Annotated in this window: 22 protein-coding genes, 2 tRNA genes and 1 pseudogene; 1 reads left to right on the top strand and 24 read right to left on the bottom strand. The window is 39.0% G+C overall.

Going from position 1 to position 20,278, the window contains the following annotated elements; translation table 11 throughout:
- Positions 1 to 13: 13 nt before the first annotated feature.
- The 13 genes and pseudogenes from pstA to MKX69_RS03830 form a co-directional block, all read right to left on the bottom strand.
- Positions 14 to 898 (bottom strand): phosphate ABC transporter permease PstA, encoded by an 885-nt coding sequence (pstA, locus tag MKX69_RS03890; RefSeq protein WP_341008874.1) that lies wholly within the window; start codon positions 896 to 898, stop codon positions 14 to 16.
- The gene (gene pstC, locus MKX69_RS03885; protein WP_002292761.1) at positions 898 to 1,818 is read right to left on the bottom strand and encodes a phosphate ABC transporter permease subunit PstC; all 921 of its coding nucleotides are present in this window, start codon (positions 1,816 to 1,818) and stop codon (positions 898 to 900) included. Before pstC ends, pstA begins: the two co-directional genes overlap by 1 nt.
- A 114-nt stretch (positions 1,819 to 1,932) precedes the next feature.
- Positions 1,933 to 2,790 (bottom strand): phosphate ABC transporter substrate-binding protein PstS, encoded by an 858-nt coding sequence (locus MKX69_RS03880; protein ID WP_341008872.1) that lies wholly within the window; start codon positions 2,788 to 2,790, stop codon positions 1,933 to 1,935.
- 335 nt (positions 2,791 to 3,125) lie between these two features.
- Complete coding sequence (gene cls / locus MKX69_RS03875) at positions 3,126 to 4,574, bottom strand: cardiolipin synthase (protein ID WP_002327364.1); 1,449 nt, start codon at positions 4,572 to 4,574, stop codon at positions 3,126 to 3,128.
- Between the two features lie 151 nt (positions 4,575 to 4,725).
- Positions 4,726 to 5,610 (bottom strand): permease-like cell division protein FtsX, encoded by an 885-nt coding sequence (gene ftsX / locus MKX69_RS03870; RefSeq protein WP_002294981.1) that lies wholly within the window; start codon positions 5,608 to 5,610, stop codon positions 4,726 to 4,728.
- Entirely contained in the window at positions 5,603 to 6,289 is a 687-nt protein-coding gene (gene ftsE / locus MKX69_RS03865) for a cell division ATP-binding protein FtsE (RefSeq protein ID WP_002292768.1), read from the bottom strand. Before ftsE ends, ftsX begins: the two co-directional genes overlap by 8 nt.
- 104 nt (positions 6,290 to 6,393) lie before the next feature.
- A protein-coding gene (prfB, locus tag MKX69_RS03860; RefSeq protein ID WP_096948712.1) for a peptide chain release factor 2 occupies positions 6,394 to 7,495 on the bottom strand; the annotation gives its coding sequence in 2 pieces (ribosomal slippage) (positions 6,394 to 7,422 and positions 7,424 to 7,495; 1,101 coding nt in all).
- A gap of 125 nt (positions 7,496 to 7,620) precedes the next feature.
- Positions 7,621 to 10,155: a preprotein translocase subunit SecA gene (secA, locus tag MKX69_RS03855; RefSeq protein ID WP_002289770.1), complete on the bottom strand. Its 2,535-nt coding sequence runs from the start codon at positions 10,153 to 10,155 to the stop codon at positions 7,621 to 7,623.
- Between the two features lie 221 nt (positions 10,156 to 10,376).
- Positions 10,377 to 10,928 carry a ribosome hibernation-promoting factor, HPF/YfiA family gene (gene hpf / locus MKX69_RS03850; protein ID WP_002294985.1) on the bottom strand — a complete coding sequence of 184 codons (552 nt, stop codon included), beginning with the start codon at positions 10,926 to 10,928 and terminating at the stop codon, positions 10,377 to 10,379.
- 127 nt (positions 10,929 to 11,055) lie between these two features.
- Entirely contained in the window at positions 11,056 to 11,775 is a 720-nt protein-coding gene (locus tag MKX69_RS03845) for a ComF family protein (protein WP_002299428.1), read from the bottom strand.
- A pseudogene (locus MKX69_RS03840) lies at positions 11,772 to 13,086 on the bottom strand (DEAD/DEAH box helicase family protein). The gene MKX69_RS03845 and the pseudogene MKX69_RS03840 overlap by 4 nt, the downstream one beginning before the upstream one ends.
- A gap of 80 nt (positions 13,087 to 13,166) precedes the next feature.
- Positions 13,167 to 13,487, bottom strand: coding sequence for a PTS sugar transporter subunit IIB (locus tag MKX69_RS03835; RefSeq protein ID WP_002292778.1), 321 nt, complete (start codon positions 13,485 to 13,487; stop codon positions 13,167 to 13,169).
- A 106-nt stretch (positions 13,488 to 13,593) separates the two neighbouring features.
- Positions 13,594 to 13,881 (bottom strand): DUF7662 domain-containing protein, encoded by a 288-nt coding sequence (locus MKX69_RS03830; protein ID WP_002294988.1) that lies wholly within the window; start codon positions 13,879 to 13,881, stop codon positions 13,594 to 13,596.
- 126 nt (positions 13,882 to 14,007) lie between these two features.
- Here MKX69_RS03830 and MKX69_RS03825 point away from each other — a divergent pair, with 126 nt between their 5' ends.
- Positions 14,008 to 14,652 (top strand): YigZ family protein, encoded by a 645-nt coding sequence (locus MKX69_RS03825; RefSeq protein WP_341008865.1) that lies wholly within the window; start codon positions 14,008 to 14,010, stop codon positions 14,650 to 14,652.
- Positions 14,653 to 14,710: 58 nt separating this feature from the next.
- Here MKX69_RS03825 and MKX69_RS03820 read toward each other — a convergent pair whose 3' ends face one another.
- The 11 genes from MKX69_RS03820 to MKX69_RS03770 form a co-directional block, all read right to left on the bottom strand.
- Complete coding sequence (locus MKX69_RS03820) at positions 14,711 to 15,418, bottom strand: GntR family transcriptional regulator (RefSeq protein WP_341008864.1); 708 nt, start codon at positions 15,416 to 15,418, stop codon at positions 14,711 to 14,713.
- Positions 15,419 to 15,637: 219 nt separating this feature from the next.
- Positions 15,638 to 15,808 carry a hypothetical protein gene (locus MKX69_RS03815; RefSeq protein WP_002294990.1) on the bottom strand — a complete coding sequence of 57 codons (171 nt, stop codon included), beginning with the start codon at positions 15,806 to 15,808 and terminating at the stop codon, positions 15,638 to 15,640.
- A gap of 123 nt (positions 15,809 to 15,931) precedes the next feature.
- A tRNA-Gln gene (locus MKX69_RS03810) sits at positions 15,932 to 16,003 on the bottom strand.
- A 6-nt stretch (positions 16,004 to 16,009) separates the two neighbouring features.
- Positions 16,010 to 16,090: transfer RNA gene (locus tag MKX69_RS03805), tRNA-Tyr, on the bottom strand.
- A gap of 87 nt (positions 16,091 to 16,177) precedes the next feature.
- Positions 16,178 to 16,414, bottom strand: a complete 237-nt coding sequence (locus tag MKX69_RS03800; RefSeq protein ID WP_002316425.1) for a DUF2969 domain-containing protein — start codon at positions 16,412 to 16,414, stop codon at positions 16,178 to 16,180.
- A gap of 113 nt (positions 16,415 to 16,527) precedes the next feature.
- The gene (locus MKX69_RS03795; protein WP_002302918.1) at positions 16,528 to 17,412 is read right to left on the bottom strand and encodes an ROK family protein; all 885 of its coding nucleotides are present in this window, start codon (positions 17,410 to 17,412) and stop codon (positions 16,528 to 16,530) included.
- A gap of 84 nt (positions 17,413 to 17,496) precedes the next feature.
- Complete coding sequence (locus MKX69_RS03790) at positions 17,497 to 17,964, bottom strand: GNAT family N-acetyltransferase (RefSeq protein WP_341008861.1); 468 nt, start codon at positions 17,962 to 17,964, stop codon at positions 17,497 to 17,499.
- Positions 17,965 to 18,027: 63 nt separating this feature from the next.
- Positions 18,028 to 18,324 carry a membrane protein insertion efficiency factor YidD gene (gene yidD / locus MKX69_RS03785; protein WP_002289000.1) on the bottom strand — a complete coding sequence of 99 codons (297 nt, stop codon included), beginning with the start codon at positions 18,322 to 18,324 and terminating at the stop codon, positions 18,028 to 18,030.
- Between the two features lie 134 nt (positions 18,325 to 18,458).
- Positions 18,459 to 18,635 (bottom strand): DNA-directed RNA polymerase subunit beta, encoded by a 177-nt coding sequence (locus tag MKX69_RS03780; RefSeq protein WP_002292789.1) that lies wholly within the window; start codon positions 18,633 to 18,635, stop codon positions 18,459 to 18,461.
- A 12-nt stretch (positions 18,636 to 18,647) separates the two neighbouring features.
- A complete protein-coding gene (gene murA, locus MKX69_RS03775; RefSeq protein WP_002289003.1) occupies positions 18,648 to 19,949 on the bottom strand; it encodes a UDP-N-acetylglucosamine 1-carboxyvinyltransferase in 1,302 nt (433 codons plus the stop codon).
- A 96-nt stretch (positions 19,950 to 20,045) separates the two neighbouring features.
- Complete coding sequence (locus tag MKX69_RS03770; protein WP_002289004.1) at positions 20,046 to 20,276, bottom strand: DUF1146 family protein; 231 nt, start codon at positions 20,274 to 20,276, stop codon at positions 20,046 to 20,048.
- Positions 20,277 to 20,278: the final 2 nt, after the last annotated feature.

The raw sequence follows: 20,278 nt of genomic DNA, 5'->3' as shown, positions 1-20,278 counted from the left end.
TTGCTTCTTCTCCTTAGGCTGAAGTCATTTTTTGGTATAATCGTTTGCCAATCGCACGAGCGCCGAAGTTGAACAGTAAAACAGCAATGATCAACACGGCAGAAGCGCCAGCCGAAACAGAAACACCATCAGGCATCGTGCCTTCTGTATTGATCTTCCAAATATGGACAGCTAATGTTTCAGCTTGACGGAAAATGCTGATCGGGCTTGAAACACTTAATGGATTCCAGTTCGTAAAATCTAACGCAGGTGCACTTTGTCCAGCCGTATAGATCAATGCAGCTGCTTCACCAAAAATTCTTCCAGAACTTAGGATCACACCAGTCAAAATCCCTGGTGTCGCTTCTGGAATCACCACTTTTATCACTGTTTCCCAGCGTGACAAACCTAAGGCCAATCCTGCTTCTCGTTGTGTGTAATGGACCGCTTGTAAAGACTCCTCAACTGTTCTAGTCAAAAGAGGCAAGTTGAATACAGTCAAAGCCAATGCACCAGAAATAATCGAGAAACCATACTGGAATTGAATAACGAAAACCAAGAAACCGAATAAACCGACAACGACAGAAGGCAATGAGCTCAAGATTTCAATCGACGTGCGAATCACATCTGTTAGCCAGTTTTTTCCAGCATATTCTGAAAGATAGATACCCGCACCTAAAGAAATAGGAAAACTGATGAGCATCGTGATCAAAAGCAAATAAATCGAGTTAAATAGCTGGATCCCGATTCCACCGCCTTCTTGGTAGGCTTTGGAAGGTTCGGTCAAGAAGGACCATGAAATGTGCGGTATTCCCCGAACTAAGATATAAAGTAGTAAAGCTGCTAAAATCAATACGATGATCCCCGAAACTACATATAAAACACCTGTAGCAATTTTATCTGAGCGTTTTGCGTTCATTATTTCAGCTCTCCTTTCTTCCCAATCATACGGATCACGATATTAAAGAATAATGACATCAATAGCAAGATCAGCGCTAATGACCATAACACATTATTTTCAACTGTTCCCATGATTGTATTTCCGATTCCCATTGTTAAGATGGACGTCAATGTAGAAGCAGGAGTAGTAAGTCCTGTTGGCATCAATGCTGCATTACCGATGACCATTTGGATAGCTAAGGCTTCACCAAACGCACGAGCCATACCAAAAACGACTGCTGTTAAAATCCCGGGCACGGCTGCTCGTAGCACGACTTTGTAGATTGTTTGCCATCTTGTGGCACCAAGCGCTAATGAAGCTTCCCGATAGTGCCGTGGTACTGCCTTTAATGCATCAACAGTCATCGTTGTGACAGTCGGCAAGATCATAACGAACAACACAAATGTACCAGCTAAGATACCAAACCCTGTCCCGCCAAAAATACTTCTGACAAAAGGCACGATAACTGATAAACCGATAAAACCGTAAACGACAGAAGGAATACCTACAAGCAGCTCGATGACCGGCTGTAAGATCTTCGTTCCGTTTTTAGGAGAGATCTCCGTCATGAATACTGCTGCACCAATGGCAAATGGCGTGGCAACGATAGCAGATAAAAAGGTCACAATAAACGAACCTGTGATCATAGGCAATGCCCCTACCATTGGTTTCCCATTTGCTCCGATTTGGCTTGGATTCCAATCTGTACCAAACAGAAAATCAAATACATTGATCTTATCAGTAAAAAAGGTGGCCAATCCTTTACTAGCTACAAAATAAAAAATAGATAATACAACCAACACGATCAGCGCGATACATAAAAAACTGATGAATTTTCCACGCTGTTCCATTTTTGAACGTTTTGATTTTGTTAATAATACTTTTTTCACATCTTCCACAGATGACTCCCCCTTAATCAGGTTTAACATACTCACTCAGTGTACAAATTGAACATCAATTTGGTTTTAATAACATGTAAAAGTTTAGCTAAGTTTGTAAATTTTGTGTAAAGATTACTCTTTAACGATATTTCCTTGCCAATCACGTTCGACTTTCATATGAGAAACAGGGATATAACCTAGTTCTCCAACGATGTTATCTTGTACTTCATCAGATAAGATATAGTCTAAAAATTCTTTTGTCAGTTTTTTTGGATGATCTCTTGTGTACATATGCTCATATGCCCAAATCGTCCATTTGTTCGTTGTCACATTTTCATCTGTCGGTTCTACACCGTTAACATTCAACGTATCTACATCATCGGAAACATAAGAAAAAGCAACATAGCTGATTGCACCGGGTGTGTCGGCAACGATCTGGCGCACCATTCCGCTTGAATCTTGTTCTTGTGCCTGAACAGCTGTTTCTCCGTCCAATACCCATTTTTCAAACGTGCTACGGGTTCCGCTTCCTGAAGCGCGGTTCAATATAGCTACTGGCTGATCTTTTCCACCGACTTCACTCCAGTTTTTGATCTCGCCTGTAAATAGTTTTTTCAGGTTTTCCATACTGATGTCTTTTACGCCAATATCCTTGTTCACAATAGGAGTGATCCCAACAACTGCTACTCGATGATCGACTAATGCTGAGGCATCGATCCCCGATTTTTCTTCCGCAAACAAATCAGAGTTTCCGATGTCGACTGCTCCTGACTGTACTTGAGACAAACCAGTTCCGCTTCCGCCCCCTTGTACATTGATGAATTTTCCAGGATTTTCTGTCTGGTAAGTTTCAGCAACTGTTTCTACTAAAGGCTGTAAAGCAGAAGAGCCAACAGCCGTAATGGATTCTCCTCGATCAATCCACTTTGAACAGCCTGATAAAAGAATGGCTAATCCTATTATTGGTAAGAATAATTTAAGTTTTTTCATTAGAAATCTCCTTTAATCCTAAAGTATGTTTATTTTATCATTTTCATTACTTGATGAAAACGGATCAAAATCATTAAATAACAAAATAAATTCTCATAATTGTAAAAAAACTATCTCATTAAAAATTTCTATGCTATACTGGCTTTGAAATGTGTCTCTTTTAATAGCATATATTAGCTTATTTCTTGCTTTCCCCAAAAAACAAGAGATACCCCAAAGTTAATTTCGCTCATGCGAGACGCTTTCTCCATTTCTGACGTACTCTCAGAAATGGCCCCGTTAGAAAAGGACACGAGATCTCCATCTGTTGATGGTTCTCATGTCCTTTTTGTGTTTTAAAGGAGCGGCGAAATCAATCTTGCTAATCCTTCTTTCATCTTGATGATTATTCCTCGGTTTTCATACATTTCTTTTGTGAGATGCGTAGAAATTTTCGAGTCTTCAAAAAAAGCTTTTCTTACACGTGAAGCCATTCGTTCATCATAAATCAGTGTATTGACCTCAAAGTCCAAGCGAAATGAACGAACATCGATATTTGCTGAGCCAACTGAAACAATGCCACCATCGATAATCATCGTCTTTGCATGAATAAATCCATTCTCATATGTTTCGATCCTTGCTCCATACTCGATCAGCTCTGCAGCGAAAGAATACGTTGCCCAGTAAACGAGAAGATGATCTGGTTTGTTAGGTATTTGGATATGAACTTTTACGCCTGAAAGAAGAGCCAACTTCAGTGCTTCATGAATCGATCCATCCGGTATGTAATAAGGCGTTTGGATCAATATCTCCCGTTTGGCTAACGAAATCATTTTCAAATAAGTCATTTTGATTTGTTCATGTTCGGTATCTGGTCCGCTTGTCACGATTTGAACAGCTATATCACCAGTAGTGTGAATGGACGGAAAAAATTTGGGAGAATAGCCTACTTCTTTTGTATGCTGAGAATTCCAGTCCATCAAAAAACGGTTTTGCAAGGTATACACCGCTTCTCCGTAAATACGCAAATGATTGTCTCGCCAATAACCAAATTTCTTTACCAATCCTAGATATTCATTTCCAACATTGAACCCACCTGTATATCCGATTTTCCCATCAATAACTACGATTTTACGATGATTGCGATAATTGATCCGAGGATTAATATACGGAACAAATAGAGGAAAGAAAAATGCGACTTCTCCGCCTGCTTTTTTCAAATTCTGAAAAAAGCTGGAAGAAACTTGTGTGGAACCCCATGCATCAAGAAGGACTCTGACTTTTACCCCTCGTCTTGCCGCCTCTGTCAATGCATCTCGAACTTCTTCACCTAATGCATCACTGCGATAAATATAATACTGGAAGTGGATATGGTCTTCTGCTTGCTTGATATCTTCAATCAGCGCATCGAATTTTTCACGACCATCTGTAAATAAAGTGATTTCATTTTTAGTCGTATAGAGCGTACTTTCAAATACCGTGAGCATATAGATCAATTGTTTCACATCTACTTGTCCAGTAGGCGGATGAGGATAAAGCCCTCGCATCAATGCCTGTTTGTCTTCTTCAATTTCCAGGTTCTTACCGATTTTCCCTTGGATCTTCAAATCAAAGATTTTCTCTTTGGAAATCCCTCTTCCTAAAAAAATATATAAAATAAATCCTACAACTGGAATGAACATCAAAACGAGCAGCCATGCCCATGTTTGAGCAGTTTCCTTTCTTTCTCGAAAAACGATGATAAAGGAAAGCAAAATATTCATAATCAAAAGGATCGTAAAAAAATTGTCAACGATAATTTTCACGGCTTCACCTCTTCTTCTACCAACTTAAGAATACCCAAGTTATTTTTTAAAGTAAAGGAAAAAAAGCCGCTTCCTTCTATTCTCCTAGCCAATAAAAAAAGAAAGCTGGAACGAAACTGTCCAACTTTCTCATTTTATTTATATTGTGGTATTAGAATTTCAAGAAACGTCTCATAGAAATGATCGAGCCAAGTGAACCAATGATCACACCAATGCCGACCATTAAAAGATTGATTTTCCAAACGATATTTTGTGGATGAATCAATGAATAATGGGAACGTAATAATGATGGATTGATCAATTGGAAAAACCATGCATAACCAAATGTGATGATCAAAATCGGAAGAATCGCACCGATCAGACCGATCCAGCCACCTTCAAGGAAAAACGGCCAGCGAATATATCCATTTTTTGCACCGACTAAACGCATGATTTGAATTTCACGCTGTCTAGACAAAATCGTGATCCGAATCGTGTTCGAAATGAGAAACATCGCTACGAACAGCAGCAATGCCGCTGCAACTAATCCCCATGTCCGAACTGCACCAGCGATTTGGAAAATCCGATCTGAGGAAGCTCCACCGTAATCAGAACGAGAAACATTCTTCAAATCTGCTGCTTCTTCTGCTACTTGTTTTGTATAAGAAGGATCAGTAGCACTTACTACATACACATCATATAACGGGTTATTGTCACCTTCAAACAATTTCCAGGAATCACCCATTTCGTTTTGGATTTTTTTCAATTCCTGTTCTTTGCTTGAAAATTCAACTTTTTTAACATGATCTAAGTCATTCAATTCTTTTTCTAGCTTTTTCATCTCTTCGTCTTTTGTACCGATATCTACGAATACAGATACATCAACGTTTCCTTCTATATCCTGAGCTAATTTAGTTGCATTCATGATAACTGCCATGAATACACCGACTAAAGTCAACGTGATCGTTACCGCACTGACTGAAGCAACTGTCATCCAGCCGTTACGTTTCAAACTCTTGATACTTTCTAATAAATGGCGGAAAAAGGTTCTAATCATCGTATCCATATTCCCCTTCCGCTTGATCTCGAATAATGCGGCCGTTTTCGATAGCAATTACTCGGTGCCGAATCGTATTTACGATCGTACTGTTATGTGTAGCCATCACGACAGTAGTTCCTTGGGCATTGATCCGATCTAATAATTTCATGATTTCCCATGAGTTTTCTGGATCCAGATTTCCTGTCGGTTCATCCGCGATAAGTACTTTAGGCGTATTCACGATTGCCCGAGCAATAGAGACACGTTGCTGTTCCCCACCGGATAATTCGCTAGGAAAGACTCGAACTTTGTGTTTCAAACCAACAAGGTCCAGCACTTCCATTACTCGTTTTTTGATATCTCGAGGTTTTCTGCCGATAACTTGCATAGCGTACGCAACATTTTCATATACTGTTTTTCTTGGTAATAATTTATAGTCTTGGAACACCACGCCGATTTCTCTGCGTAGATAAGGAACTTCGCGGTTTTTGATTGCTATTAGATCATGACCTGCGACGTTCAAAGTTCCTTTTGAAGCTTTTTCTTCTCGATACATCAATTTGATGAATGTAGATTTACCGGCTCCAGACGGACCAACCACATAGACAAACTCTCCTTGTTCGATGACAATCGAGAGATTGCGGATAGCGGTCGTACCATTTGAGTACTTCTTCATTACATCCTTCATTTCAATCATGGCGTTCTCTCCATATCTTTTTCAGTCTTTAGCTATTATAGCATGGCAATGTTTCAACATGCTTGCAAAATCTTACAATTTTATTTCAATTTAACAATGGGTTCTTATTGTAGATGCATTTTTAAATAGCCGTCAATAAATAAATCAAGGTCACCGTCCATAACTGCTTGGACATTTCCTGTCTCTACGTTTGTCCGATGGTCTTTTACCATAGAATAGGGATGGAAAACATAAGAACGGATCTGTGAACCCCAGCCGATTTCTTTTTGTTCTCCTCGAAGTGCAGCTGCTTCTTGTTCTTTCTTTTCCACTTCTAATTGATAAAGCTTAGCTTTTAACATCCCCATCGCTTGCTCACGGTTTTTCAATTGTGAGCGTTGTGCCTGACTAGCTACTACTGTTCCTGTAGGCAAGTGAGTGATCCGTACAGCAGATTCTGTTTTATTGATGTGCTGACCACCTGCACCACTTGCTCGGTACGTATCGATTTTCAAATCATCTGGATTGATTTCTATATCGATCGTTTCATCAAGCTCTGGCATCACATCTACCGAACAAAAAGAAGTATGACGTCGTTTCGCTGAGTCAAAAGGCGAAATCCGTACAAGGCGATGAACACCTTTTTCTGATTTTAGATAACCAAAAGCGTTATGTCCTTTAATCAGCAGGGTCACACTCTTGATCCCTGCTTCATCACCTGCTTGATAATCTAGTGTTTCTACTTGATAGCCATGCTGCTCTGCCCAACGTGTATACATACGTAAAAGCATGCTGCCCCAGTCTTGGGACTCCGTTCCGCCAGCCCCTGGATGCAATTCGACGATCGCATTGTTTCGATCATAAGGTCCGTCTAACAGCATAGATAATTCATACGTCTTCATTTTTTCATCTAATGCATTGATACGTGTTTCTGCTTCTTCTTGCATTGCTGCATCAGGTTCTTCTTGCAGCATCTCCACCATCAATTCGATTTCTTCTAGTTCTTCGGCAAGAGAATGGAATTGGTCATAAGTTTCTTTATTAGCGTTATTTTCACTGATCACTTTTTGTGCGGCTTCGCTGTCATCCCAAAAACCAGGTTCAGCCATTTTTGCTTCTGCTTCCGCGATGTCTTCTTCCAGCTGATCTAAGTCAAAGAGACCTCCTGAAACTTGTGACCTTTTCCTGCATTTCTGTCAGGAGATTTCGAATTTCGGATATTTCCATGTTTTTTCCTTCTTTCACTATACTTTTTTCATTATATCTAGTCTAACAGAATCAGCAAATAACAGAAAGAAGGTGAGACGAATTCTTAAAAAAAGAATTTGTCTCACCAATCCTGCTGTCAGAAATTAGTTTGCATTTTTTCCATGACAGTTCTTATATTTTTTCCCGCTTCCACAAGGACAAGGATCATTTCTTCCGACCTTATTCACATGGATTGGCTGTTTTTTCGCGCTAGTATTACTATTTTCTTTGGCATCTCCGTCTTCTGAGTGAGAAGCTGTTCCTTGAGAAACCTGTTCACGCTGTACGTTTTGACGGATCTCAGCTTTCATAAAGATTCGAGTGACTTCATACTCGATGGCGCCTACCATATCTTCAAACATCTTATAGCCTTCTGTTTGATATTCGACTAATGGATTGTTCTGTCCATAAGCACGTAAGCCGATTGACTGACGTAATTGATCCATTGCATCAATATGGTCTGTCCATTTAGAGTCCACAACACGCAAGATCACGACTTTTTCAAATTCCAACAGTTGCTCTGGACCATTTAGTTGAGCCGCTTTGGTATTAAATACTTCTTGTGCTCGTTCGTTTAGATACTCTTTGATCTCCTGAGCTGTTTTTCCTTCGATATCTGCAAGAGTAATGCTATCTTCATGGACAAGAGTACTGCCGGCAAAATCGATGATACTTTCCAAATTCCAATTTTCTTTCTCTAATTGTGTATGCGCATCTACTACACGACTGATTGTCCGTTTGACCATGTTCATTAGTGGCTTGGATAAGCTTTTTTCTTCCATGATTACTTCTTGTCGCTGTTTATAGATTACTTCACGTTGTTCACGCATCACATCATCGTATTGTAAGACGTTTTTACGTGTGTCATAGTTATTTCCTTCTACACGTTTTTGTGCAGATTCTACTTGTTTCGTCAGCATCTTGCTTTGGATAACAGCATCTTCCTCACCGATCTTCATCCGATCTAAGAAAGCTTTGATTCGTTCTGAACCGAATCGTTTCATCAAATCATCTTCCAATGACAAGTAGAACTGTGACATACCAGGGTCTCCTTGACGTCCTGCACGTCCTCGAAGCTGGTTATCGATACGACGAGATTCATGTCGTTCTGTCCCGATAACTGCTAGACCACCAAGTTCTCTTACCCCAAGTCCTAACTTGATATCTGTTCCCCGACCAGCCATGTTGGTAGCAATCGTCACAGCACCTTTTTGACCAGCATTCATGATGATCTCTGCTTCTTTAAAGTGATTTTTCGCATTCAGCACTTCATGAGGAATACGTTCTTGATTCAGCATATCTGATAATAACTCAGATGTTTCAACCGCAACAGTTCCGACTAACACAGGTTGACCTTTGCGGTAGCGATCTTTGATATCTTGCACGACAGCGTGGAACTTGCTTTGTAATGTTGGGTAAAGCAAATCTGGACGATCATCACGGATAACCGGACGATTTGTCGGAATCTGGTATACTTGGATGTTATAAATTTCTCTGAATTCTTCTTCTTCTGTTTTAGCTGTACCAGTCATTCCCGCAAGTTTCTTGTACATACGGAAATAGTTCTGGAAAGTGATCGTCGCCATGGTTTTCGTTTCGTCTTCGATCTCTACGCCTTCTTTAGCTTCGATTGCTTGGTGAAGTCCATCTGAATAACGGCGTCCATCCATGATCCGACCAGTGAACTGGTCAACAATCAGTACTTTTCCGTCTTGGACAACATAATCGATATCTAAAAGCATGATATAGTTGGCTCTCAATGCTTGATCCAAGTGATGGGTCAATGCAGTATTTTCAATGTCGTATAAGTTATCCAAACCGAATGTTTCTTCTGCTTTTTCGATCCCTGCTTCGGTTAAACTGATTGTTTTTGATTGTACATCGATTTTATAATCTTCTTCTTCTTTCAAACGTTTCACGAAGTTGTCTGCTCTTGTATATAAAGCTGTGGATTTTTCTGCTTGCCCTGAAATGATCAGCGGCGTTCTCGCTTCATCAATCAAGATTGAGTCAACTTCATCGACAATGGCATAATTCAGCGGACGTTGTACCATTTGATGGCGGTAAACGACCATATTGTCTCTCAAGTAGTCAAATCCTAATTCATTATTCGTACTATAAGTGATATCACAATTATAAGCCTCGCGTTTTTCATCCGAAGATTTTGAGTTGATATTCAACCCCACTGTTAATCCTAAGAAATTATAAAGTTCGCCCATTTCCGTCGAGTCACGGGTTGCTAAATATTCATTGACGGTAACTACGTGTACCCCTTCGCCAGTCAGAGCATTTAGATATACTGGCATCGTTGCGGTCAAGGTTTTACCTTCACCAGTACGCATTTCAGGGATATTTCCATCGTGAAGCACGATTCCACCCATCAATTGTACGTGGTATGGATATAAACCTAATACACGTTTTGCTGCTTCTCGGACGACTGCAAAAGCTTCCGGAAGTAATTGATCTAATGTTTCTCCTTTTTGGTATCTGCCCTTGAATTCAGCAGTTTTTGCCTGTAATTGTTCATCAGTTAATGCTGCCATTTGGTCAGCGTATGCTTCAACTTTTTTTGCAATGCTATCTAAACGTTTTAGTTCTTTCTTATCGTTTTCGATAAGTGAACGAATCAAATTGGCCATGCGTTGTGTAATCTCCTTTTCCTTCTGTGTATTATCCAGACTATGTAGACTTTACTTTTCATTTTATCATTAGTTATAGATAATTGAAATATCTTAAGCGTATTAAAGTAAGAACTTCATAATTTATTCATATTTCATCTAAAAGAGGAGGAAACTCAAAAAAACTTGCGGCAGCTGTCAGTAGCTGCTGCAAGTTTTCGTTGTTATTTAAGTAAGACTGATCAGTCTGTTTCAATCAGTCCGTATTTTCCATCTTTACGGCGGTAAACGATACTTGTACCATTTGTTTCTGCATCTTCAAAAATAAAGAAGTTATGTCCCAGCATGTTCATTTGTAAGACTGCTTCTTCACTATCCATTGGTTTCAATGAAAGGCGTTTCGTACGTACGATATCTAATTCAGAATCATTTTCGTTTTCGTCCTCTTCATTGAATAAAGCAGCAGCATCTGCAGTATTCATGCCCGTTTCACGGGATTTACGATTAATTTTTGTTTTGAATTTGCGGATTTGGCGTTCCAATTTGTCAACAACCAAATCGATACTTGCGTATAAATCTGGAGAAGTTTCTTCGGCACGTAATACAAGATAAGGTAATGGGATCGTTACTTCCACTTTTGCTGTTTTTTCTGTATAAACTTTTAAGTTCACATGCGCCGTTGCATCGGGTGCGTCACTGAAATAGCGTTCTAGTTTGCCTACTTTTTTCTCAACGTAGTCGCGAATCGCTTCAGTTACTTCGATATTTTCGCCGCGTACATTATATCTAAACATAAAAATTACCCCTTTCGTCTACCACAATCAAGAAGGAGAAGGACCACTCTTTCCCTCTTCTTAATTCTATTATATCGAACTCTAGGTTATTTGCAAATTAAATCGCTATCAAATTTCCACATCTAATTCATCTCGCCAAAGAAATGGTTCGGATGATTTTCGGCTGTGCGACCTGCAAACAATCTGCTGCGTGGAAAAGAGTCTGTCCTGTTGTATAGACATCATCAATAATCAATATTTTTTTATTTTGTATCTTAGAAAAGGTGACTGCAAGTTCAAAAGGTTGAGGCATCTCCAATCTTTCCTTTCGCGTGTTTTTTGCTTGAGCCAGCAGATGCTTCTCTCTTTTGAGTAGCATCTGAAAAGGAATTCTTGCTGCTTTCAACATCTCGCTTACTTGATTGAATCCTCTTTCTGTTCGCCTTTTTTCAGATAAAGGTATTGGACAATAGATGTATGTCGGGTATTCTTTTTTTATCTGCGTCCATTTATATGCAAAGGTGCCTGCTAGTCGGATATCTCCCATAAACTTGTATTGATTGAGCCAGGCCTTCATATTTTCATCGTACACAAAAAAGGCACGGTGCTGAAAATCATAGGTCGGATATTTCTTCTTCCATTCTTGACAGTCACTGCAGTAAACGGGAATAGACTTTACTTTCTTTTTCGTACTCTCTAGATTGAAATGGATTGGTTTTTGACAGCCAGAACAGCCTCTTGTTTCCAATAAATGAAATTGTGCGCGACAAACTGAACAAGTCTGAGGTAATCTGTATTTCGAAACACCAATAATCTCGCTGAATGTTAAATTTTGGACGATATCTTTACTGCAGCAACTGCACCTCACAGCATCTTCTTCCCTTCTTCATTCATTTCTTTGATTTCCTGACAAGCTTTTCGAATAGCTGCAGTTTTTTCTTCATAGAAAAAGTATACTTGACTGTTCGTATAAGGCCCTTTACGATCGGCTCTTCCTGCGATTTGTACCAAAGAAGATTTAGTAAAAACCGGATGATCCGCTCCTAAAACGATAACGGATATTCTTTCAAATGTGACTCCACGTTCAAGGATCATCGTGGTTAACAGTATGTCATATTTTGCTTCTCGCATTTTCTGGACTTTTTCCGCCCGCTGATTGTCTCTTGAAGAAACATCTGTGATCTCATATCTCGGAAGAGCCTCTTGAAGTGTGGCTTTCAAACGATGCATCATCGTGATACTTGGACAAAATAAAAGGATATGGTTTTCTTTAATTAATTGATGAATGATCCGCACCAAAGATTTTATCTTCTTCTTTGTTCTTGCATTTTTGTCGCCAATTATTCATGAAAACCAAGACGGGTTCAGGAAGCAAACGCCGATGAAAGCGTAAAGCAAGTTTGTGGATGTCAAACGTCTGCTTGATTTCCTTTAGCAACTTTTTATCAGGTGTGGCACTTAAGTAGATGAATCGTCCGTCTGGTTTAATCGCTGTTTGCACAGCATGAGCTAATCCTGCATCCCCGTTATAAGGAAACGCATCGATCTCATCGATCACTATTAAATCAAAGGACCGATAAAAACGGTATAGCTGATGAATCGTACAGATAACAAAAGAAGTAAAGGTATAAGCCGTTGCTGTATTCCCATGGAGCAACGTGATTTTTTCTTCTGGAAAAACATAACGATAGCGTAAAAACAATTCATTACAAACATCGACTCGCGGTGTACAAATCGCTACTCTTCCTCCAGCTTTTAAAGTTTCCACTAAAATAGGATAAAGCATCTCTGTTTTCCCTACACCTGTTACAGCCCAAATAAGATGATGTCTTTTTTCTGAATGGCAAAGTATTCTCTTTGCGATTTCCGTTTGTTTTTCAGTAAGCTGTCCTGTCCAAAAAAAGACGACTTCTCGAGGTTTTGCTTCAGGCTGATCAAACAAATATAAATCTTGTTGAGTGTCGCATCGCCCTAAATATAGACAATGTGTACAAAAATAACCGTAATCTGCAAGCTGTCCAACAATGACGGACGTCCTCATTCCACAGCGATGACAAAGAATCCAGTTGCCCAAACGTTCCACTGCTGCGATCTTCTCATAATTTGGTAAATTTACCTCCTCACAGTCTATTGCTTTAATATCTCTCGTCAGAAGCCTTCTACCCCAAAAATGATTCATATTATTCGCCCTAAAAAAATATACGAAAAAACAAGCGATCTATTTTTTGGATCGCTTGTTCGATAGTTATACTGTTCTATTTATTCACCTATGAGCGTGATTGCTTGATCTAACACTTTTTCGCCATTCATCATACCATAATCAGCCATATTGATGACATCTAAAGGAATGCCTTTTGGTTCCAGACGTTTCTCAAAATCAGCTTTCATAAAGCGAACTTGTGGGCCTAATAACAACACATCCACGTCTTTATTTGCAAGATTGTTATCTGCGTCAGAAGCGGACACAGCGAAAATATCAGAGTCGATTCCTTTTGCTTCAGCAGCTTTTTGCATTTTTGTTACTAGTAAACTTGTGCTCATACCAGCCGAACATACAAGCATGATTGTTTTTTTAGCCATACTTTCTCTCCTTTTTAAAACAAACTACGCAAACGTTTTCTTCGCGTCTGTTACTCTATTATATAAAAAGAAAGAAATTTGTCAACGCTTTCTAAACGCGGTTTATTTAATCAAATAGCCAACTAGATTTCACTAATTTATTGAACACGACATATTCTTTGTCCAAATTGATGACAACTACTTCATAGCCTGCATTTATCCAGCCATAGGCACCTTTTTCAGGGTGTTTATAATCATTTGCCCACCAATCTGTACTTTCCCTTGCTGTTTTGGGAAGTCCGTTACTGGGAAACAGCAGTTCGTCAAATTGGGTAAAGGTCAACGTTACTTGAGAGCCGCCATTGTTCTTCAAATAATGCGTAATTGCATCGTACTTTTTCATTCGTTCCTGCATCCCCAGATCCACCTGCCTTTGTCTTTATTATCGCATACTACAGCAATTGCGCAACCGTTACAGTGTTGAAACAACCTAGAACTTTATTTATACTGAATAAAGAAAATGAAAAAAAGAGGTGACAAGATGATCGAGCGCTATCGTACAATAAAAGAAAATGGACAAAGTGAGATTGAGATCAAAAAATCACGCTTTATCTGTTCTCTTAGACGAATAGAATCAGAGGACCAAGCAAAAAGTTTCATTCAAGAAATAAAAAAAGAACATTGGAAAGCGAACCATAACTGCAGCGCCTTCATCATTGGAGAAAAAAATGAAATCCAGCGAAGCAGCGATGATGGAGAACCAAGTGGAACGGCGGGCGTACCGATGTTGGAAGTCCTCAAAAAAAATCAACTGATCAATGTAGCTGCAGTAGTCACTCGATATTTTGGAGGAACGAAACTCGGCACAGGCGGATTAATACGAGCATACACTCATGCTGTCTCTCAAGCATTGCCTGACATTGGAATCGTAGAAGGTACCTTGCAACAGGAGATCTCTGTGATGATCACGTATCCGCAACTAGGAAAATTACAGAATTATCTTGAACTCCAACATTTTTTTATAAAAGAAATCCAATATACTGATCAAGTTAGCGTCATCTGTGCTGTAGATGAAAAAAGTGCTGACCACTTTAAAGAATCCATCATTGAGCTGCTGAACGGACAAGTCCAATTTAAAGAGGGTCCTGTTTCTTATCACGAGCAACTGGTAACTGATCATATATAAAAACAGGTGATTCTGATTCTCTTTTATTTCTAATAAGGAATCAGGGATCACCTGTTTTTTATTTTTCCAAATAAAACTCAAAACGATTTCCTACGTATTGCGTACGCACATACTCAAACGGCGTACCGTCTTCAAAATAAGAAATCTGGCGCAAACGAAGAACTGCATCTCCTCGTTTTACCTCTAAATAGTCAGCAATTTTCTCAGAAGCCAACACAGCAGTAATCGTTTGATTCGCTGGACCGATCTTTTTCCCGCCTTTTTCTTCTAGCGTGCGATACAACGATTCAGTAATCTCTGCTTTGCTGTAGCCATCGATCAGCTTTTGTGGCACACTGGCAACTTCAAAACAAATAGGGACATCATCTGCGAAACGAATACGTTCCATTCGCAAAATCGTGTCATCTTTACTCAAGTTTAGTTTTTCCATTTCACTCGAGCTTGGCGAAGTCAAGAAATAAGAGATTGTCCTACTAGACGGTACTCGATTTTGCGATTCCATAATTTCTGTAAAACTTGTTGCACCAGACATTTTTTCTTGTACTTTTTCTCGCGCAACATATGTACCCGAACCGATCTTTCTTTCTAAGATTCCTTCATCTGCCAAGTTTTTAATTGCTTGTCTCAACGTCATACGGCTGACATTGAATTTCACTGCTAATTCTCTTTCTGAAGGAAGACGGTCTCCGACTTTCCATATACCTTGTTCGATTTCATTTTTTAATTGGTCATGAATCTGTATATATACAGGTAATTGATTCGACATAACGTACACCCGTCCTTTCGTTTCTTCTATTATAACTGGTATATACCTGATTCACAACTGAAAAAGATAAAGGTTTCTATCCATCAACAGAGGATTTAGACACACATCGTTCTCCCTACTCCTATTGTCAGAAACAATTTTTTAGATATGTTCAACCTAGAAAATAACAAAAGACCCTAAAATCGATGAAAATGTCGACTTATGGATCTTTTGTTATTATTAGCGGTTTTTAGCCATCCATTTTTTTGTATGATTCGTTGGGCGTTTTGATTTTACCTGGACCGCTTTTCCGCCTTTTTTCGGAATATTCACTTCAATATTGTATTTTTCTGATTTGACCAAATCATATAACTTTTCAGCTGCTTCGTCTACTTTTTCTTTCCATTTCATGTGGATCCCTCCAATTCTTGTAGTTAACTTAACTCTATCTTAATTCAGCAGAATCTTCAAGGAACAAGGTAGCAAAGCAAAAAAAGAGCTCTCGAACTAACGAGAGCTTACGATTGTGGTATACTGGGGTAGCTGGATTCGAACCAACGCATGAGGGAGTCAAAGTCCCTTGCCTTACCGCTTGGCTATACCCCAATGAAATGGAGGAGAGTGGATTCGAACCACTGAACCCTAAGGAACGGATTTACAGTCCGTCGCGTTTAGCCACTTCGCTACTCCTCCGAAAGGTTTGTATCAACCTGACTTAGTTATAATACCTAATTTTCCAGATTTTTGCAACCCTTTATTGAAAGTTTTTTTGATATTTTTTTATTCGTGCAGATTCCAGTGTCGAATCACTGTTTCTATCGCATTTTCAAGACTTTTTTCTTTTCCAAAATCTTCTTCACCAAAGAAAATTTCATATTCTTTTGGCCCATAGGCTAAGATCTCACCAATCATTTTTTTCCCTATAAATAACTGAGTGACTTCATAATTCTTACCTTTGATATCTTTTTTCACTTCTTCTATACGCACTTCAATATCTTTATTTTTTTTTGACATCATTTTCACCTCTCAGATATTTTATCATACTGCAGCAAATAAAACATTCCTTAGGTAAAAATCTCCTATTCATTTCATTCTCTTCTTTTATGCAAGCTGCACCTTCTCTAAAGCTCTTAATTCTCTCCTTGACGTACAGCGAGATAGTTTGCTGCTGCACCTACAAGATTAGCATCGTTTCTGTACTCACATAATAAAATCTGCGGTTCGAAATCATGCAGATCGAATTGTTCTGTCAGCTTCTTCATTCGGCTTTTGATCTCATCAATGAGCCCTTCTTTTGCAGAAACCCCGCCGCCTAATACGATCACTTCTGGATCAAACGAAAATTGAATACTGAATAATCCCTTTGTAAGATACGTATAAAAACTCTCAACTTCTTCTTTTGCTATTGCATCTCCAGTTTCTGCTAATTCAAAGACATCTTTTCCGGTATAAGCATTTTTATCGAGACCTTTGCGTTCACAATAACGCCAAGCCATCTGTACCGCTGTACCAAGTTTACTGAATGTCTTATCGCCATCTAAGAACATCAACCCAAATTCTCCACCGTAAAGATGTGCCCCTTTATTTATTTGTCCTTTCGTGAACAACGCCCCGCCAATCCCAGTTCCTGCCACAACAAAAGCAACATCTTGATAATCACGGGCAGCACCTTCATAAAATTCAGCCATTCCGGCACAGTTGGCGTCATTTTCAATCGTTACTGGGAGTTGAAACAGAGTTTCCAAATCTCGGAAAATATTAAATCCATGAATATAAGGAATCGCACTGATTCCCTCAATCACCTGTTTCTCATTATTCACTACTCCAGGAGAGCTGATTCCAATTCCTTCGACTTCAAAAGAAACGAGTATTTTTTTATAAACTTGAAATAATTGCGTTTTCATTTCTTCCCAAGATTCAGGCGTTGCAAATTGTCCCTTACCTTTAATCTCTTTGCCATCCCAACAACCATATTTGACAGCCGATCCACCAAAATCAAAAACTAATATTCCCATAAAAATATTCTCCTTTTTGTTTGCTAAAGCTATTGTAATGTATCTATTTAGCATTTGAAAGCATTTTCTCGAATTGAAAGTTTATTAGTTAAAGCTATTTTTAGGTAAGTGAATTGCTAAAATCACTTGATCCCTTAATTGATCTCCATTTTCAAAAATGGGCTCAGAGTAATGATGGATAAAATAGTCTTTGACTCGACCAATCTCCACATAGCCCATTTTTTGATAGAGGTGTAACGCAGCGCTACTAGTAGTGCCAGTACGTATAATGATCCGAGTTTGGCTTGAAGCTAGCTGTGAAAGCTTCTGAAAAGCTGTCTCAAGTAATTTTCCGCCAATCCCCTTTCCTTGATACGTTGGGGTTACTGCTACATTGACGATTTCGTATTCTTTTTTCCTTGCCACATAGATCAGTACACCTATTGTTTTTTCTTTTTCTTTCCATATCCAGCCACTCCCTCTGGAAACATATACTTGAACTTTTTCTTTATCAGGATCTGCATCTAATAACAAGGACCATGGTAAATCTTTCTTGTTTAGTTCTTCGATCATTTTTTGTCCCCCATATAAGTAGTTGCGGAGTTGTTACTTTGACAATAAATTTCCTCTTTTTCTTTATCGCTCAGTGCTACCCGTATTTTTCACAACCTTTTTATAATCTGGTTCTTTTTTATCTTTCTTATTTCGCGTTAATCGGAATGTCAATGGTACATAATCGATACCGCCTTTGACAAAAGGATGACAGCGTAAGATCCGTGCAGTCCCCATTACCGTCCCTTTTAGCGCACCATGGGTTTGAATTGCTTTTATCATATAATTGGAACAGGTTGGGTAATAACGGCAGCTAGGTGGAAATGCAGGCGAAATAAAGCGCTGATATCCTCTAACTAAATAAATCAATATCTTCTTCATCAATTAGATTCCTTCTTTTCTTTTACTAAAAAAAGGGATCGCGACTAACGTCAACGTTCCCTTCTGTTTTCTTTTATCATGTTCTGCTTCATGGCTCACTTCATATCGACTAGAACCACTGTGATTCTTATTTATCAATGAAAAAAGTCTCGAATATGAATCCACAAACTTGGCTGGAATACTTTAAATGGATTGCCGCCACCAATGACACCATATCCGATCATCGTTCCGGCCACAAAAAGAAGGATAAGCAATAAGATCACCACTAAAATCTTTATCAAAGTTAATAAGATATATCGTTGGTTACTCATTCAGCCACTTCCTTAAGCAATCGTTTGTGCTGTTTTTTCAGCAGAAGTTTGATCCATGTCTACACGTTCGACGTCTGCACCTAATTGCTGTAGTTTGATATGGAAATTATAATATCCACGGTCTAGATAATTCAAGTTACGCACACGTGTGATTCCATTTGCTTTCAAGCCAGCTAAAACTAATGCTGCTGCTGCCCGCAAGTCTGTTGCATATACTTCTGCACCTTGCAATTCATGGTTTCCATCCATGATTGCTACATTTCCGTCGATTTTGACATGAGCGTTCATACGGCGCATCTCTTCTAAATGTTGGAAACGATTTTCAAACACTGTTTCAGTCACCACACTTGTACCTTCTGCAACTAATTGGATAGCTGTCATTTGAGCTTGCATATCTGTAGGGAAACCAGGATGAGGCATCGTTTTTACATCTGTAGGTAAGATATGTTTTGGTCCGATGACACGGACTCCGCCTTCTTCTTCAATGATTTCTGCACCCATTTCGATCAATTTAGAAATCAATGGGCGGTTATGTTCAGAGATAGCATCTGCAATCAGCACATTGCCTTGTGTCATTGCAGCAGCAACCATAAAGGTACCTGCTTCGATACGATCTTGTACGATTGAGTGGTTGACTGCATGTAAATGATCCACGCCTTCAATACGCATTGTTTCAGTACCAGCTCCATAGACTTGAGCGCCCATTTTATTCAAAATGTTTGCTAAATCAACGATTTCTGGTTCGCGAGCTACGTTTTCAATGATGGTTGTTCCTTTTGCTTTTACGGCAGCCATCATGATATTTTGAGTAGCACCTACACTAGGGAAATCTAAATAAATCGTGTTACCGATCAATTCATCCGCAATTGCTTCGATATAGCCGTTTTTTTGAATAATTTTTGCTCCTAAAGCTTGAAATCCTTTTAAATGCAAATCGATTGGTCGTTTACCAATCGCACATCCACCAGGCATAGCTACTTTTGCATGTCCATTTCTGGCAAGTAGCGGACCCATCACAACGATTGAAGCACGCATTTGACTAACATACTCATAAGGCGCTTCGATTTCTAATTGTCTTGAAGCGTCGATTGTTACTTGATTCTTTTGTTCATCAAAATCTACATCTACGTTTAAGTGACGAATCACTTGATTCATAGTGAAGACATCAGAAAGAATCGGAACGTTGTCTAATGTCGTAATACCTTCTTCTGCTAACAAACTAGCAGCTAAAATAGGCAAAACAGCATTTTTAGCTCCTTCAATTCTTACTGTTCCATTTAATTGATTGCCACCTCTTACGATGATCTCTTCCATGTTGTTCCCTCCAAAAAATTCCAATGAGCATACACTTACTCAAAATCTTTTCTATTATAACATCCTTGCTTTTAAAATAGTACCTTTTTTTAAAATTTACAGGCTAACGAAAAGATTTCGGCATAAAGCGATAACTTCTAAGAAAAAATTACTTGCAGTGTACCCTAAAAAAATTGAAAAAAGTACGATTGCCATTCTAATTTGCGTATTATGCATTGGTCTGAAAAAAGTTTCAATGCGTAACGAACGTAAAGACCAGAAGGCTAAGTAGATAAACGCCAAATGACTCACGATTCGAAGCACCGCATCAATTCCGTATACTTGCATAA

The organism is Enterococcus sp. FSL R5-0957, from assembly GCF_038008005.1.
GTDB lineage: Bacteria > Bacillota > Bacilli > Lactobacillales > Enterococcaceae > Enterococcus_B > Enterococcus_B faecium.
Note: the sequence above shows the minus strand (reverse complement) of the source record. Positions and strands in the feature narration are given on the sequence as shown.

Bases quoted from the DNA above. Each gene is read 5' to 3' on its own strand.
- MKX69_RS03770 (WP_002289004.1), bottom strand. From the start codon at position 20,276: ATGCAAGTATACGGAATTGATGCGGTGCTTCGAATCGTGAGTCATTTG.
- secA (WP_002289770.1), bottom strand. From the start codon at position 10,155: ATGGCCAATTTGATTCGTTCACTTATCGAAAACGATAAGAAAGAACTA.
- MKX69_RS03780 (WP_002292789.1), bottom strand. From the start codon at position 18,635: ATGAGTAACCAACGATATATCTTATTAACTTTGATAAAGATTTTAGTG.
- MKX69_RS03820 (WP_341008864.1), bottom strand. From the start codon at position 15,418: ATGTCGAATCAATTACCTGTATATATACAGATTCATGACCAATTAAAA.
- MKX69_RS03795 (WP_002302918.1), bottom strand. From the start codon at position 17,412: ATGGGAATATTAGTTTTTGATTTTGGTGGATCGGCTGTCAAATATGGT.
- pstA (WP_341008874.1), bottom strand. From the start codon at position 898: ATGAACGCAAAACGCTCAGATAAAATTGCTACAGGTGTTTTATATGTA.
- hpf (WP_002294985.1), bottom strand. From the start codon at position 10,928: ATGTTTAGATATAATGTACGCGGCGAAAATATCGAAGTAACTGAAGCG.
- murA (WP_002289003.1), bottom strand. From the start codon at position 19,949: ATGGAAGAGATCATCGTAAGAGGTGGCAATCAATTAAATGGAACAGTA.
- MKX69_RS03880 (WP_341008872.1), bottom strand. From the start codon at position 2,790: ATGAAAAAACTTAAATTATTCTTACCAATAATAGGATTAGCCATTCTT.
- MKX69_RS03815 (WP_002294990.1), bottom strand. From the start codon at position 15,808: ATGAAATGGAAAGAAAAAGTAGACGAAGCAGCTGAAAAGTTATATGAT.
- MKX69_RS03830 (WP_002294988.1), bottom strand. From the start codon at position 13,881: ATGCAGGAACGAATGAAAAAGTACGATGCAATTACGCATTATTTGAAG.
- ftsX (WP_002294981.1), bottom strand. From the start codon at position 5,610: ATGATTAGAACCTTTTTCCGCCATTTATTAGAAAGTATCAAGAGTTTG.
- MKX69_RS03835 (WP_002292778.1), bottom strand. From the start codon at position 13,487: ATGGCTAAAAAAACAATCATGCTTGTATGTTCGGCTGGTATGAGCACA.
- MKX69_RS03800 (WP_002316425.1), bottom strand. From the start codon at position 16,414: ATGATGTCAAAAAAAAATAAAGATATTGAAGTGCGTATAGAAGAAGTG.
- ftsE (WP_002292768.1), bottom strand. From the start codon at position 6,289: ATGATTGAAATGAAGGATGTAATGAAGAAGTACTCAAATGGTACGACC.
- yidD (WP_002289000.1), bottom strand. From the start codon at position 18,324: ATGAAGAAGATATTGATTTATTTAGTTAGAGGATATCAGCGCTTTATT.
- MKX69_RS03790 (WP_341008861.1), bottom strand. From the start codon at position 17,964: ATGATCGAAGAACTAAACAAGAAAGATTTACCATGGTCCTTGTTATTA.
- MKX69_RS03825 (WP_341008865.1), top strand. From the start codon at position 14,008: ATGATCGAGCGCTATCGTACAATAAAAGAAAATGGACAAAGTGAGATT.